General features: G+C 55.0%; 13 protein-coding genes. 10 read left to right on the top strand and 3 right to left on the bottom strand.

Going from position 1 to position 15,633, the window contains the following annotated elements:
* Window positions 1–79: 79 nt before the first annotated feature.
* The 6 genes from TH468_RS13455 to rnr all read left to right on the top strand — a co-directional run bounded on the left by TH468_RS13455 (window position 80) and on the right by rnr (window position 9,649).
* On the top strand, window positions 80–1,039 hold the full coding sequence (locus TH468_RS13455; RefSeq protein ID WP_139834729.1) for an aspartate carbamoyltransferase catalytic subunit: 960 nt from the start codon (window positions 80–82) through the stop codon (window positions 1,037–1,039).
* Window positions 1,036–2,373: a dihydroorotase family protein gene (locus tag TH468_RS13460; RefSeq protein WP_139834717.1), complete on the top strand. Its 1,338-nt coding sequence runs from the start codon at window positions 1,036–1,038 to the stop codon at window positions 2,371–2,373. Before TH468_RS13455 ends, TH468_RS13460 begins: the two co-directional genes overlap by 4 nt.
* Window positions 2,374–2,375: 2 nt before the next feature.
* A complete protein-coding gene (plsY, locus tag TH468_RS13465; RefSeq protein ID WP_085644927.1) occupies window positions 2,376–3,023 on the top strand; it encodes a glycerol-3-phosphate 1-O-acyltransferase PlsY in 648 nt (215 codons plus the stop codon).
* A gap of 19 nt (window positions 3,024–3,042) precedes the next feature.
* Window positions 3,043–4,356 (top strand): DNA-processing protein DprA, encoded by a 1,314-nt coding sequence (dprA, locus tag TH468_RS13470; RefSeq protein WP_246832327.1) that lies wholly within the window; start codon window positions 3,043–3,045, stop codon window positions 4,354–4,356.
* Window positions 4,357–4,522: 166 nt separating this feature from the next.
* Entirely contained in the window at window positions 4,523–7,174 is a 2,652-nt protein-coding gene (gene topA / locus TH468_RS13475) for a type I DNA topoisomerase (protein ID WP_085644931.1), read from the top strand.
* A 45-nt stretch (window positions 7,175–7,219) separates the two neighbouring features.
* Window positions 7,220–9,649, top strand: a complete 2,430-nt coding sequence (gene rnr / locus TH468_RS13480) for a ribonuclease R (RefSeq protein ID WP_085644933.1) — start codon at window positions 7,220–7,222, stop codon at window positions 9,647–9,649.
* Window positions 9,650–9,703: 54 nt separating this feature from the next.
* Here the strand turns inward: rnr and TH468_RS13485 are convergent, their stop codons facing one another.
* Complete coding sequence (locus TH468_RS13485; protein ID WP_085644935.1) at window positions 9,704–10,486, bottom strand: Hpt domain-containing protein; 783 nt, start codon at window positions 10,484–10,486, stop codon at window positions 9,704–9,706.
* Window positions 10,487–10,623: 137 nt separating this feature from the next.
* Between TH468_RS13485 and TH468_RS13490 the strand changes: the two genes are divergently transcribed.
* The 3 genes from TH468_RS13490 to rpmG all read left to right on the top strand — a co-directional run bounded on the left by TH468_RS13490 (window position 10,624) and on the right by rpmG (window position 13,015).
* Window positions 10,624–11,061 carry a DUF983 domain-containing protein gene (locus TH468_RS13490; protein ID WP_007089916.1) on the top strand — a complete coding sequence of 146 codons (438 nt, stop codon included), beginning with the start codon at window positions 10,624–10,626 and terminating at the stop codon, window positions 11,059–11,061.
* Window positions 11,062–11,135: 74 nt separating this feature from the next.
* Window positions 11,136–12,752, top strand: coding sequence for a S41 family peptidase (locus tag TH468_RS13495; protein WP_246832328.1), 1,617 nt, complete (start codon window positions 11,136–11,138; stop codon window positions 12,750–12,752).
* Window positions 12,753–12,847: 95 nt separating this feature from the next.
* On the top strand, window positions 12,848–13,015 hold the full coding sequence (gene rpmG / locus TH468_RS13500; protein ID WP_007089918.1) for a 50S ribosomal protein L33: 168 nt from the start codon (window positions 12,848–12,850) through the stop codon (window positions 13,013–13,015).
* A gap of 108 nt (window positions 13,016–13,123) precedes the next feature.
* Here the strand turns inward: rpmG and TH468_RS13505 are convergent, their stop codons facing one another.
* Both TH468_RS13505 and TH468_RS13510 read right to left on the bottom strand, forming a co-directional pair.
* Window positions 13,124–13,501: a DUF423 domain-containing protein gene (locus TH468_RS13505; RefSeq protein ID WP_085644939.1), complete on the bottom strand. Its 378-nt coding sequence runs from the start codon at window positions 13,499–13,501 to the stop codon at window positions 13,124–13,126.
* 271 nt (window positions 13,502–13,772) lie between these two features.
* The gene (locus TH468_RS13510) at window positions 13,773–14,453 is read right to left on the bottom strand and encodes a Crp/Fnr family transcriptional regulator (RefSeq protein ID WP_085644941.1); all 681 of its coding nucleotides are present in this window, start codon (window positions 14,451–14,453) and stop codon (window positions 13,773–13,775) included.
* 261 nt (window positions 14,454–14,714) lie between these two features.
* Between TH468_RS13510 and TH468_RS13515 the strand changes: the two genes are divergently transcribed.
* A complete protein-coding gene (locus tag TH468_RS13515; RefSeq protein ID WP_085644943.1) occupies window positions 14,715–15,551 on the top strand; it encodes an alpha/beta hydrolase in 837 nt (278 codons plus the stop codon).
* Window positions 15,552–15,633: the final 82 nt, after the last annotated feature.

The following is a 15,633-nucleotide window of genomic DNA, read 5'->3' on the forward strand; positions in this document are numbered from 1 at the left end:
GTGGCAGGGGCAATTGGGTATGCTCCGCGCGAAATTCTGCCCATACCATTTAAGGAATATGTGCAACGCCATGAGTGTCATGGGACCAGCGGCGGATCACTATCCGCACCCTCACCTCCTCGGTATCGAAGGTCTTACCCCGGGGGAAATCACCCTTATTCTTGATCGTGCCCAGCATTATGCGGAAAAGAACCGCACCGCAGACAAGACCAGTAACATTCTTGCCGGGGCCACGGTCGTCAATCTGTTCTATGAAAATTCGACCAGAACGCTGACATCGTTCGAACTGGCTGCCAAGCGGCTTGGTGCGATGGTCATCAACATGACGGTCGGCACCAGTTCGGTTAAAAAGGGTGAAACCCTGATTGATACGGCAATGACGCTCAATGCCATGAACCCCGATGCACTTGTGGTCCGTCACGGTGACAGCGGTGCGGTCAAGCTTCTGAGCGAGAAGGTCAATTGTGCGGTTCTCAATGCCGGGGATGGCCGCCACGAGCACCCGACACAGGCGTTGCTTGATGCGCTGACCATCCGCCGCCACAAGGGCCGCCTGCATCGGCTTAATGTTGCGATCTGCGGCGATATCGCGCATTCGCGCGTCGCCCGGTCCAATATCCTGCTGCTTAATACCATGGGATCGCGCGTGCGCCTTGTCGCGCCACCGACCCTGATCCCGTCAAAGATCGACCGGATGGGGGTCGAGATTTTCCATGATATGGAAGAAGGCCTCAAGGATTGCGACATCGTCATGATGCTACGCCTTCAGCTGGAACGCATGGAAGGAAGCTTTATCCCGTCCGTCCGCGAATATTTCCACTTCCACGGCCTTGATCGCACCAAGCTTGCCAATGCCAAGCCCGATGCGCTGATCATGCATCCCGGTCCGATGAATCGCGGGGTGGAAATCGACAGCGAAGTCGCCGACGACGTCGAACGATCCGTCATCCGCGAACAGGTTGAAATGGGGGTTGCGGTGCGCATGGCCGCCCTTGAATTGCTGGTCCAGAACCACAGACAGGCAGGAGGCCAGGCATGACCCCAGCCATTCGCGTAAAGGGCACGGGCCGCAAGGCCATCATCAATGCCCGCCTGCTTGACCCGGCGGCACAGACCGACAGTACGGGTGGCATCCTGATTGAAAACAGCAAGATCATCGATTGCGGTGCGCAGGTCACCCGTGACGACCTCCCCAAGGATTGCGAGATTGTTGATGCTGCGGGTGCGTGTCTTGCGCCCGGGCTTGTCGATATGCGTGCGCAATTGCGCGATCCAGGGTTCGAACATCAGGAAACCATCGAAACCGCCGGTCGTTCGGCGGCGGCTGGCGGGATCACCACGATCATCGCCCTGCCCAACACCGATCCGGTGATTGATGATGTCGCCGGTGTCGAATTCATCGCCCGCCGCGCCCGTAAGGTGGGCCTGGCCAAGGTTTTTGCCTATGGCGCGGTATCAAAGGGTATTGAGGGTGGCGAAATCACCGAGATGGGCCTTTTGCATCAGGCTGGCGCGGTCGCATTTTGCGATGGCGTAAAAACCATCGCCAGTGCCCGGTTGCTGCGACAGGCATTGTCCTATTCGACCTTCTTTGACGGCATGATTGTCCAGCATCCCGAGGAACCGGAACTTTCCAAGGGTGCGTCGATGAATAGCGGCGAACTTGCCACCCGCCTTGGCCTTAGCGGTGTTTCGCCACTCGCCGAAGTCATGCAGATCGAACGCGATTTACGGCTGGTGGAAATGACGGGCGGGCGGTTGCATTTTGCCCATATCTCGACAGGAGAGTCGGTCGAGATAATCCGCAAGGCCAAGAAACGCGGCCTTAAGGTCACGTGCGATACGGCCCCATTCTATTTTGCGCTTAACGAAAATGCAGTTTCGGATTACCGGACCTTTGCCAAGCTGTCGCCCCCACTTCGGTCCGAAGACGACCGTCAGGCGATTGTGGCGGGCCTTGCCGATGGCACGATTGATGCCATCGCATCTGACCATAACCCGCAAGATGTTGACTCCAAACGCCTGCCTTTTGCGCAGGCCGCCGCTGGTGGTGTTGGTTTTGAAACACTTCTGCCGATCACGCTGGAGCTTTATCATAACGGGCACATGTCGATGCTTGATGTGATTACCAAGCTGACGACGGCACCGGCGGGACTGGTGCGCATCAAGGGTGCCGGTACGCTTGAAATCGGGACAGCGGCCGATCTGGTGCTGTTTGATCCAGATCGCCCTTGGAAGATCGATCCTTATCAATTCGAGTCAAAATCGAAAAACTCACCGTTTGACGGCCGCCTTACCCAAGGCCGTGTCCTGCGTACCATCATTGATGGCCGCGAGGTTTTTGCCGATCCCTCTGTCGCGGAAGGCGCGTGAATATGGAACTTGATGCCACTTACAAGGCAACCCTGATGTCGCTGCAGATTGCGACCGTTTGCGGTTATCTGCTGGGCTCGATCCCGTTTGGTCTGGTTCTGACGCGGATGGCCGGACTTGGCGATATCCGCAAGATCGGATCGGGCAATATCGGTGCGACCAACGTACTGCGTACCGGCAACAAATTTCTGGCGTTCCTGACACTTGTCGGCGATGTCGGCAAAGGTGCGGCAGCAGCCCTGCTATTTACCCATTTTGTCAGTGCCGAGGCCGGTATTTTTGCCGGTGGTGCTGCGGTTGTCGGGCACATGTTCCCTGTGTGGCTGCGTTTCAAGGGCGGCAAGGGTGTTGCCACCACCCTTGGGACCCTTGTTGCGGTCGACTGGATCATGGGGCTTGTCGCGGCGGCAACGTGGCTTGTCATGGCGCTGATTTTCCGCATTTCATCGCTTTCGGCCCTGATTGCGATGATTGCCGCCCCGATTGCCGCCTTCCTGATCGCGAATGATCCCGGTGCCGGGTGGCTTGCAATCTTCCTTGCTGTGATTGTCTGGGCTGCACATCACAGCAATATCCGCCGCCTTATTAAAGGCGAAGAGCCGAAAATCGGCCAGAAGAAAAAAGAAGCCGCAGCCACCAGCGAAGAATAAGCTGTGCAGTTGGAATAGCTTGACGAAACAACGCCCGGATGATCACAATCCGGGCGTTATGGTTTCAGATATACAACAACCGATACGATTACCGCAATCTGAACGCCTCGCACGTATGCGACTGGCGCGCAGTACCAATGTTGGCCCGGTCACATTCCGCAAGCTGATCGAGCGGTTCGGATCGGCACGCAATGCCATTGATGCCCTGCCCGATATCATCGCGCGCGCCGGTGGCAAGCGGCAGATTGTTCTGGCAACGCGCGAAGACACGATTGCCGAAATTGATCAGGCACGTGCCTGCGATGCCAAGCCGGTGATTATCGGTGATCCGGAATATCCGGCGATGCTGGCCGTGATCGAGGATGCCCCACCCTATTTTTATGCTCTGGGTCGTGTTGAACTTTTGACTAGGCCAACCATCGGGATCGTCGGCGCCCGCAATGCATCGGCCAATGGATGCGGTTTTGCCAGGCGTTTGTCAGCTGCCCTGTGTGACGCCGGATATGTCGTGGCATCGGGCATGGCGCGCGGGATTGATGGCGCGGTTCATGATGCCTGCCTGCAAGTCGCAAATACAGATGGCGGCACCGTTGCAGTTCTGGGTGGGGGTGTGGATGTGATATATCCGCGTGAACATGCGGATCTGTATCGCAAGCTTTGCGAAAATGGCTGCGTGATTTCGGAAATGCCACCGGGGTTAAATCCGCAGGCTCGGCATTTTCCACGGCGCAACCGCATCATTTCCGGCCTGTCGCACGGTATTGTCGTGGTCGAGGCCGGACGCAATTCCGGATCGCTGATCACCGCGCGTTTTGCCGGAGAACAGGGGCGTGATGTTTTTGCTGTTCCGGGCAGTCCGACCGATCCGCGTGCGGCAGGCCCCAACAGCCTGATCCGTGACGGGGCGATCCTGTGCGACTCCGTTGATGTGATTTTGGATGCCTTGCGTGTTTCCGAACAAAACAACCACCTGCGTGAAGGAATTCATCATTTTGCCATCGACGGCCGCGCGACAACCACAACCAGTTCATCAGATGATTTCAGCGACATCACCAAATCCATCGAACGCGATGCCCAAAGCGCAATCATCGTCGACACCCCACAAAGCATTGATAACCAAGAAGAAAAAGGGATCCCTGCCCCGGTCCGAAACGGAGACCGTGAAACGGACCATATACTTGAATTATTGTCGTCCAGCCCGCTTCTGATTGATCAGCTTATCCGGGCTTCTGGCATGCCTGCCGATGTGATTTCGACCATGCTGATTGAGCTTGAGCTTGCAGGAAGGGTTGAACGTCACCCCGGAAATAGGGTATCGCGTATCGCCGAATGAGTGTCGCAGACATCTGTGCTGCGACAATATTGTTGTGATTTGCCGCAATTTGCGCAATCTGATCTGAAATACGATCACACTATATATATGTGTCGGACATTCGGGTCATTCGCAGCACGACATACATTTTCGCCCTAGGGCGCAAGAACCGGACACGAAAAACGTAATGAATCTTGTCATCGTCGAATCCCCGGCCAAAGCCAAGACGATCAATAAATATCTCGGTGACGATTACAAGGTGCTGGCCTCGTTTGGTCACATCCGCGATCTTCCGTCAAAAGATGGATCAGTTGATCCCGACAACGAATTTGCAATGGTCTGGGAAACCGATGGCCGTTCCGAAAAACAGATCCGTGAGATCGCATCGGCCGCACGCGATGCCGACACCATCTATCTCGCGACTGACCCGGATCGCGAAGGGGAAGCGATTTCGTGGCATATTCTGGAAGTTCTGGAACAAAAAAAGCTTTTGCGCGGTCGCGATATTCATCGCGTTGTGTTCCACGAGATTACCAAAAAGGCCGTGACGGACGCGATTGCCAATCCACGCGAGCTTAATCAGGAACTGGTCGATGCCTATCTGGCGCGCCGTGCCCTTGATTATCTGGTGGGCTTTAACCTGTCGCCGGTTCTGTGGCGCAAATTGCCCGGTTCGCGGTCGGCGGGTCGCGTGCAATCCGTCGCCCTTCGTCTGATCTGCGAACGCGAGATTGAGATCGAAGCATTCCGCCCCGACGAATACTGGTCACTCGAAGCCGGTTTCAAGGTGCCTGAGGGCAACTTTACCGCGCGTCTGACCCATCTGAACGGTGAGAAGCTTGATAAGCTGGCACTGGGCAATGAGGGTGCCGCGACCATTGCCAAGGAAAAGGTCGAAAGCCGCAGCTACACCGTTTCAAAAGTCGAGCGCAAAGACGTCAAACGTCGTCCGCAGCCGCCTTTCACCACCTCGACCCTGCAACAGGAAGCATCACGTAAACTGGGCTTTGGCGCGAAACGCACCATGCAGCTGGCACAGCGCCTTTATGAAGGGGTTGATATCGGTGGCGAGACAGTTGGTCTGATCACCTATATGCGTACCGATGCCGTGATTCTTTCAAGCGAAGCACTGGCCGCAGCCCGCCGCCTGATTTCCAAGGATTACGGCGAAAATTACCTGCCGCCAAGCGCACGCAGCTTTGCCAACAAAGCCAAGAACGCACAGGAAGCCCACGAAGCCATCCGTCCGACGGACCTGTTCCGTCGCCCCGATCAGGTTGCGCGCCACCTGGATAAGGATCAGCTGAACCTTTATACCCTGATCTGGAAACGCACCGTCGCCTGCCAGATGGAAGATGCCAAATTCGATCAGGTCGCGGTTGATCTGTCATCGAATGACAATCACGTGGTTCTGCGCGCCAATGGTTCGGTCGTCAAATTCGATGGTTTCCTGAAACTGTATCAGGAAGGCAAGGATGACGAGGCAGAAGACGAAAATGATCGTCGTCTGCCACCTTTGAACGAAGGCCAGAAGCCCGATCTTGGCAAAGTCAGTATCGACCAGCATTTCACCCAGCCTCCGCCCCGTTATACAGAGGCGAGTCTGGTCAAGAAAATGGAAGAACTGGGTATTGGCCGTCCGTCGACCTACGCATCGATCATTTCGGTGTTGCAGGATCGCGATTATGTGACGCTGGACAAGCGTCGCTTTGTCGCACAGGACCGCGGTCGTCTGGTCACGGCGTTCCTGTCGAAATTCTTTGAACGTTACGTGCAGTACAACTTTACGGCCGAGCTGGAAAACCAGCTTGATGACGTTTCAAACGGAAGCCTTGCCTGGCGCGATGTCCTGAACCAGTTCTGGTCGGCCTTCAAGGGCAATGTCGACGAAGCCAAGGAACTGAAAATCACCGATGTGCTTGATGCGCTTCAGGTGATGCTGGAAAACTATCTGTTCCCGACGCGCGAAGATGGTACGGACCCGCATAAATGCCCGAAATGCACTGATGGCACGCTCAGCCTCAAGCTCGGCAAATTCGGTGCGTTCCTTGGCTGTTCGAATTATCCGGAATGCAACTTTACCCGTCCGCTGGTTGCCAATGAAAATGGTGGTGATTCCGAACTTGATTCAGGGCCCAAGGTTCTTGGCATCGACAAGGAAACTGGCAAGGAAATCACCCTGCGCAAAGGCCCGTACGGCGTTTATGTGCAGTTGGGTGAAGAAGAGGAAGTCGAAGGCAAGAACGGCAAACCCAAAAAGGTCAAGCCAAAGCGGACGTCGCTTCCAAAAGGTTTGGAGCCATCGGTTGTCGATCTGACCAAGGCGGAAGAATTGCTGACATTGCCGCGTCTGGTGGGGGTATTCCCCGACACGGGCGAGGAAATCAAGGCCAATGTCGGCCGGTTTGGTCCCTATGTTCAGGCTGGCAGCATCTTTGCATCGCTTAAGGCCGAGGATGACGTTCTGACGGTTGGTGAAAACCGTGCGATTGCGCTGATTGCGGACAAACGAGAAAAGGCTGGCACGGAAATCGGCAAACATCCGGATGACGGCGAACCGATATTCCTGGCCGATGGCCGTTGGGGACCGTTTGTCAAACACAAGAAAACCAACGCCAACCTGCCCCGTGACACCAACAAGGAAGATGTCACGCTGGAAATGGCCATTGCGGCGCTGAAGGAAAAGGAAGCCAAGTCGGGCAAACCGGCCAAGGCGACCAAGGCCGCCGCAAAAAAGACAACGACGAAAAAGGCGGCCGCGAAAAAACCGGCCGCCAAAAAGACCGCTGCAAAGAAACCCGCAGCCAAGAAAACAACGAAGAAAGAGGCGGCGAACTAATCGCCGCCTCTTTCTTGACGATACAATTGAAAGGACGCCGCGAAGTTGGCGAACGACACAGAAAATAAAACCCCGTTCCCGACACGGGAACAGATCATGGAATTCATCGATATGAGCCCCACCCCGGTGGGCAAGCGGGAGATTGCGCGCGCCTTTAACATCAAGGGTGCAGCGAAGATCGAGCTTAAAAAGATCCTGAAGGATCTGAAAATCGGTGGTGACGTAGTCAAGGGCCGCAGACGGTTCGACAAACCCGACCGCCTGCCGCCTGTCGAGGTACTGGAAATCACCGGCATTGATGACGAAGGCGAGGTAATTGCCCGTCCCAATGTCTGGAAAGAAGATTATGAACCGCCGGTAATTTACGTGAAAATGATCCGGCGCGGAGGACCAAGCGCACCGGGCATTGGCGACAAGATCCTTGCCAAGCTGCGCTATACCGGCAAGCAGACCTATGAAGCCAGCATCATGCGGGTTCTGGGCAGCGGCCCGCAACGTGTTCTGGGCATTTTCCGCCCCAATGAACGCGAAGGTCGGGTTGTGCCCACAGACCGCAAGGACGCGGGCGAGATTGCCGTGCCGCTGGATGATCATCCCGATCTTGAAGGTGGGGCGCTGGTTCTGACGGAAATTCTGCCGGGCAAGCATTTCGGCCTGCGCAAGGGCCGGATTACCGAAGTCCTTGGCAATATCAACGAACCGAAATCGATCAGTCTGGTGTCGATCCATGCGCGCGGCATTCCGTTTGAATTCCCGCCCGAAGTAGAATTGCAGGCGCGTGAGTCCAAGGCGACACCGATGGGCAAGCGCACCGATCTGCGCGATATTCCGCTGGTGACGATTGATGGGGCCGATGCGCGTGACTTTGACGATGCCGTCTGGGCTGAACCCGATCCTGATCCGGAAAATGAAGGTGGCTGGCACATCATGGTCGCGATTGCCGATGTATCCTGGTATGTGCGCCCGCATGATGCGCTCGACCGTGAAGCGGTAAAGCGAGGCAACAGTTGCTATTTCCCGGACCGGGTTGTGCCAATGTTGCCGTTTGAACTGTCCAACGGCTGGTGTTCACTGGTTCCGCATGAAGATCGCGGCTGTATGGCCGTCGAGATGTGGCTGAACAAGCACGGGACCAAGTTGCGGCATAAATTCTGTCGCGGGATGATGCGATCAGCAGCGCGCCTGACCTATGATCAGGTTCAGCGCGCGATGGATGGCTTTCCCGATGACACCGCCGGACCGTTGCTTGACACCATTATAAAGCCGCTTTACGGCGCGTATGAAGCGTTTCTTGAAGCCCGCAAAGGGCGCGGTGTTCTGGAACTTGACCTTCCGGAACGCAAGATCGAGCTGAATGACAAGGGCCAAATTATTGCCATTGCCCCGCGGGCACGCTTTGACAGCCACAAGCTGATCGAGGAATTCATGGTGGCGGCCAATGTCTGTGCGGCCGAGGAACTTGAACGGATCAAGCAGCCCTGCATGTATCGTATTCACGATGCGCCAAGCGAGGAAAAGCTTGAGGCACTTCATGAATTCCTTGAAGGGGCTGGATACAAGCTGAACAAGGGGGCGGTCCTGCGCCCGCGCGATTTCAACCGCATCCTTGAACAGGCCAAGGACACACCCGAGGCCGAGCTGATCAATACGGTCGTGCTGCGCAGCCAGTCGCAGGCGATGTATAGCCCGGACAATATCGGGCACTTTGGTCTCGCCCTTAAGAAATATGCCCATTTCACATCCCCGATCCGGCGTTATGCCGATCTTCTGGTGCATCGCGCGCTGATTGCGGGCCTGAAACTTGGCGAAGGCGGATTACCGCCCGAAGATGGCGAACGGTTCGAGCAGATCGGCGAAGACATTTCCGGCACCGAACGACGGGCGGCCATGGCCGAACGTGATGCAGTTGATCGTTATGTTGCAGCCTATATGGCCGACAAGGTCGGCGCGGAATTCCCCGGTCGTGTTTCGGGGGTCACGCATTTTGGCCTGTTCGTGTCGCTCAACGAGACGGGCGCGGATGGTTTGGTCCCGATATCCACCCTGCCCGATGATTATTATGTGCATGATGCCATCGGACATGCATTGGTCGGGCAAAATCGCGGCAAGACATTCCGTCTCGGTGATGATGTCGTTGTCCGCATTGCCGAGGCGGATGCAGCAACCGGGTCGCTTGCGCTTCGTCTGGCGGGACATGCCGATATTACCGACCGTGACCTGATTGAACGGCCACGCGGGCGCGGCAAACGCCGTGGCAGCCCCGGTGATCGCAGCCACCGCCACGGCACCAAACCGGGTTTCCGCGCCAATCCAAAGGATAAAAGCGGTGCATCTGGTGGTGGCCCCCGTGGGGGAAACCCGGGCAGCAAGCCTGGTGCCAAGGCTGCAGGCAAGAAGAAAACCACACCAAAAAAACAGCGCAAACTGGTGGCATCAAGCCGGGTCGCACGCAACACGACCAAACGCGATAGTTAAAGAAAAAGGGCGGCCGCGATGGTCGCCCTTTTTCGTTGATATCGGATGTTGCAATCAGTCAAGCGTTTCAATGAACTTTGCCAGATGCTCGGCCGTCTGCTTGCCCCGGTTTGAAATGATCACGACATTTGATGGCAGACCTTCCAGATCGGGGTGAGATGCCTCGAAGCTGGTCAGAAGGCCAAGCGCCTTGTCCTTCATGGTTTTCATTGCGGCAAGGGCGCGGATCAACTCGATACCGCTCAAACCATCAAGGACCGCCGCAGTGATGATTGCATCCGGGCGCGATAGCACGACGGTCTCGAATGCTTCGACTGCGTTACGCGCGGTAATGGTCCGGAACCCCTTTTCGCGCAATTCGCGCTGCAGAAAGTGCGCCTGAACCGTGGTTGCAGTGACAATCAGAACTTCCTTGTCATGCGCTGTTGGCATGATCGAGACGCTATCCTCATCCCCCTTTTTTGCGCTTCGGGTCGGCAATGAGCGCAGAATGCGGGTTTCTTCCTCAGCCGGTGGATTGGTCCCGCTTTCGATGATTTCGCGGATCCATGTCGTGAAATCGACAAGCGATGCGGCTTCGAGATCATCAATTTCAGTCAGTTCGGCGATGTAATCTTCCATGCGGTGCGCAATCGCGCCGACAAGCGGGAAACCGAACGATCCGGCCAGGCCTTTGACTGTGTGGGCTTCGCGCCGCAGTTCGGCGATGCCAACATCAGCCTTGTCCATACCGCCGGCAACACGATCAATGGTGGTTTCGATGCGGTCTGTGCGTTCCAGAGTGTCTTCAATGAAATCCTGTTTCAGTCGGGCGACGATATCGTCTGCATTCCCCATCTGGGCGCTCCTGTACCGGGTTGAAGACATCAGTATCAAAGAGTCGGCATTATAAGGGCGTTTCGCAGGGTTTTCAGCCATGCCAGAAAAGCACTTGCCCGATCACTTCAACTTCATGATGATAGATATCCGTTTCAATGCCCCTTTTTTTCGGCCCGATCAAGGGGCTGGATCAAAAAACAGGAACGAATGCCACCATGCAGCCAGAATATAGCGAACAAAGCAGCGGGTCGCGCCTGCTGACCGGTCTTAGCCGCGGTTTCCGCCGGAAATGCCCCAATTGCGGGCATGGACTTGCGTTTGGCGGGTACCTGAAGCTGCGTCAGGAATGTGATTGCTGTGCGCATCCGATCGGCGAATATCGCTGTGATGATGCACCACCCTATTTCACGATTTTCATTGTCGGCCATATCGTTGTTGGCGGGGCGCTTACGATGGAACAATCCATGCAGCCATCCATGGCGCTGCAACTGTCTGTCTGGCTGCCGATCACCGTTTTGCTTTGCCTCGGCTTCCTGCCATTTATCAAGGGGGCGGTGCTTGGCACCCAATGGGCGATGAAGATCAAGGGATAGTCATTGTCGACTGCACATCATTCGCAGTAGAATGACTTTCACTTTGATCCATCTCCTTTCGGATTGAGCACATTTTGGCATCAGCCACACAGGACTTCGATACTGTTTCTTTCCGTCCGGTTTTGCGCCCGATAAGGCGTGTTGCCGGGATGGTTGGTATTTGCCTTTTGCTGGCGGGGTGTGTGACCCAGCGTGCGAATGTGATCATTTCAAGCGATGATGCGCAGACCCGCGATGTAATGTCACAAGCCATTGAACTGGTCGCGACCCGATATATTGATCCAATTGGCCGTGAACAGATCGTTGTCAATGCGCTTGACGGGCTTTCGACCATTGATCCGAACATTCGCATCGGCATGACGCCTGACGAAATCATCCTTGGATATAACGGTAAAACCGTTCGCAATCTTGCCCTGCCCGCTGCAGATAGCGAAGAACAGGACACCCTTTTGTGGACGGAGCTGACGCTTAAGGGCGTTGGTATTTACCGGGTTTATTCACCAGATTTGCGCCATGCCGATCCGCTTTCGGTACAATCGGCCCTTGTCAGTGGATCAATCAAGAATCTTGATCGATACAGCCGTTACGAGGGTCCCAGCCAGGCCGAAACGGCGCGGACACGGCGCGATGGTTATATCGGGGTTGGCGTGCGACTGATCGGTGGCGATGGATATCCGGTCATCAAGAAAGTGCACGAAGACAGCCCGGCGGCCAAGGCAGGCCTTAATATCGGCGATCAACTGATTTCGGTGAACGGGATCAACCTCTATAACCGGACCGCGACCTATGCCAGCGACCTTTTGCATGGTGAGGAAGGCACACGTGTTTCAATCGAAATCAATGGGGCCGATAGCCCGGTCGTCACACCGGTTGAAATCATGCGCGAACGCGTTATCGGCCGGACCGTTTTTGCCGAAATTCGCGACAATATTCTGATTGCCCGGATCGCCAGTTTTAACAGCGCGACGGCACAGGCGCTTGGCGATGAAATCCTGAAGGCCGATCTTTATCCCGGTGGTTTGCGCGGGGTGATCCTTGACCTTCGCGGCAATCGTGGTGGGCTTTTGCAGCAGGGTGTGGAGGTTGCCGATCTGTTTATTGCCGGTGGCCCGATTGCCAATACCCGATCACGCGTGATGGCAGCGCGCCATATCTTCAAGGCCGATGCCGAGGACCTGACCCGCGGTGCGCCGCTTGTGGTTCTGATTGATGGCAGAACGGCATCATCGGCCGAACTGGTCGCCGCGGCCCTTCAGGACCGCAATCGCGCCGTCCTGATCGGGTCAACCAGTTTTGGCAAGGGATCGGTTCAGGCGATCAATGATCTTTCAAACAAGGGTACCCTGACCTTTACATGGTCACAGATGACGGCTCCATCCGGTTACACATTTGACCGTATCGGACTTTTCCCGTCGATCTGCACAACAGCCGACGGAGTTGGTCCGGATGAACAGATCAAATCGGCATTGGCCCATCGCGATGACATGGTTGCCGTGATGACAAAATGGCGCAATCTTGATTATCAGAACGAACAGGCACGACAGGACCTTAGAAAGGTGTGCCCGGCCCGTCAGGGCGTTGATGAAAACGACATTGATATCGCGCTTGAATTAATCAAAAACCTCTCAGGTTACAAGGATTTGGCTCATTTTCCGATCAATGAGATTGCCGATACCTTTGCCTCGCAATAAAAATGGCATTATTTTTTGCCAAAATGGCTTGACACCCGGCGCATAACCTTTATGTTCCGCGGCCTGAGATACACCTGAACACAGGAAGCTGAGATATGGCGAAGCCCGCTTCGATCCTCGTAAAGTTGGTAAGCACCGCTGACACCGGTTACTTCTACGTCGTTAAGAAGAACCCGCGGAACACCACCGAGAAATTCTCGTTTCGCAAGTACGACCCGGTCGTGCGCAAGCACGTCGAGTTCAAAGAAGCGAAAATGAAGTAATCTTTCAGCCTCGGCTGATTAGGTTACCGGAATAAAAAAAAGACGTGACCTTCGGGTCGCGTCTTTTTTTTATTGTTTGGTGGACTTGATAAAACGCCCCAACTCCTGTCAGGCTGAGAATCTTTTCCACCCTGCCCCCGCCAGCATCAGCCAGCCGGTAATGAAAGACAGCCCGCCAATTGGGGCCACCATACCAAAGGCGCTTATCCCGGCAAAGGCAATGACATAAAGCGCTCCACAGAAGAATAAAATACCCGCCAGCATCGCATATGCCGCCCAGCGCAAAAGCCGTTCATCGGGCACCTGATGGGCAAGGGCTGCGATGGCCGCAACACCCGCCGCATGAACCAGCTGATAATGGGCGGCAGTTTCGACAAGATCACGGGCGCGGCTCATTTCTTCGCCTGCCATGCCGTGGGTTGCAAACGCACCAAGTGCGACGGCAATTGCCCCATTAAGCCCCGCCAAAACAACAGATAACCGCATGAAGATGTTTCCTGATTTTATAAAGCCTTAAACTGGCGATACTTTATAGACCAGTAGCTGGGCGCGCCATGATCAAACGCAAAAAAATGGCCGTACAAAAAATTGTACGGCCAGTAAACTCTCTTGGGGGAGATGTGCCGGACCATTTAAATGCCCGTCACCCTGTTTTTCTATCCGGTCTGGCCAAAGGTTTCTGTGACACCCGTCACAATTGGCGAAACAATTTCGACTTTCTGTCGACATTTCATCATTTCGCAACCGACTTGACCAATCAATGGATCGACTCACTCAGGAATTCTTCCAGACGTCGTACATCGGGAACATAAAGACCGGTATCGTTTTTGGTTACCAGTCCCTTGCGCGCCAGACTGCCCATAACTCGCGCAACCGTTTCGCGCGATGTGCTGACACGCCCGGCAATGTCGGAATGAACCGGCACCGGGTTTAACGTTGCCGATCCGTCACCTGCAACCGCGATCTGCGCGCAACGCAGAATTTCCGCCACGACACGTTCGTTCGCGCCAAGGGTACTGACATCGACAATCCGCCGGGTCGACGTCCGCACGATACGCGCGAGTTCATGAATGACATTCCAAGCGACAGATGGGTGGTTCTTGACGATTTTTTCGAAATTGGCCGGACTGACAATGGCAACGTCGGTATTGGTAACGGCCAGCACACACGCCGAACGGGGTTCGCCATCAATGGCCGAAAGGTGCCCGACACAGCCGCCTGCCCCGATTTCCTCCAGCGTGATTTCGCGCCCCGATAGCGAATAATTCACGATCCTGACCTTACCCGACAGGATCAGATAGACATCCGAACTGTCCGATTCCGGTTCAATAATCTGCGCACCGGCCGAAAATGTTTTTCGGTTGATGTGCCGCTCGACATCCGCAAGTGCCGCCTGATCAAGCCCCGCAAGAATACCGACCACCGATAATTCTACCATCTACCCCAGCTTTTCTATGCTCTCGTTTTCATTGTTTTACCGGTTCATCGTGAACGTGACCGATACCCCATTATCAAAATTATCCCCTTAAGATCATATGCAAAGCAGCCGACACTGACAATCACCGGCAATCAATTTCGGACAATTTTAGATACATTTGTATGATTATATCTTATCCAAACGAATGCTGCAGATGCGAAGTGCCGATTTTCATGTTAGGTTATCAGGATCCTCACACAATTCGCATGCAGGAGGCCTGCCATGAGTCCCGAATTGGAGATTTTTCGCCGCAGTCCAAGCGACAAGCCCAAATGCAAAACCCCGATTGTTTTCGTTCACGGCGCGTTTACCGGCGCCTGGTGCTGGAACGAACACTTTCTGACCTGGTTTGCCGATCAGGGGTTTGAAACCATATCATTTTCACTGCGTGGCCATGGCGGCAGCGGTGGACGCGACCTTCGCAGTCTGGCATCGATAGATGATTATGTCGAAGACCTCGAAACCGTTGTCGACACACTGGGACAGAAGCCGATCCTGATCGGGCATTCGATGGGTGGTTACATCATCCAGAAATATCTTGAAAAACATAAGGCCGCCGCTGCGGTACTGATGGCATCCGTCCCGCCGGAAGGCCTTCTTGCCAGCAACACCATGATGGCGATGGCAAAGCCCGATCTTTATCTTCAGATGTTCTGGCTTCAGGCAATCGGACCGCACACCCTGCTGCGAGACAGGCTTGGGCGCGCCATGCTGTCGCCCGACATCGCCGAGGACGAAGGCATGATTTATTTCGGTCGCCTTGAAACGGAAAGCCACCGCGCCCTGATGGATATGATGGGTGCCAATCCGGTGTTTCTATCCCAAACCGATCTGCCGCCAATGCTGGCGATTGGGGCACGCAATGATGAAATCATTCAAAGCGAACTGGTCAATCATACTGCCAGACGTCTTGGGGCGGATTGCATTCTGCTTGATGATATCGCACACGCCATGATGTTTGACGCAAAATGGGAAAAAGCAGCAACCCAAATTGCCAAATGGCTTGAAAAAAACGTGGTCGAAAAACAGGACAGTACCTCAAAGAAGTCCGCAGCCTGATTGATTACAAAAAACGAATTCAGTTTTAAAGGCAGGATGTTAGCGCATTCTGCCTTTTGTTTTTCTGAACGTCCCCAACTGT

The organism is Thalassospira sp. MCCC 1A03138, assembly GCF_002115785.1.
Classification (GTDB): Bacteria; Pseudomonadota; Alphaproteobacteria; order Rhodospirillales; family Thalassospiraceae; genus Thalassospira.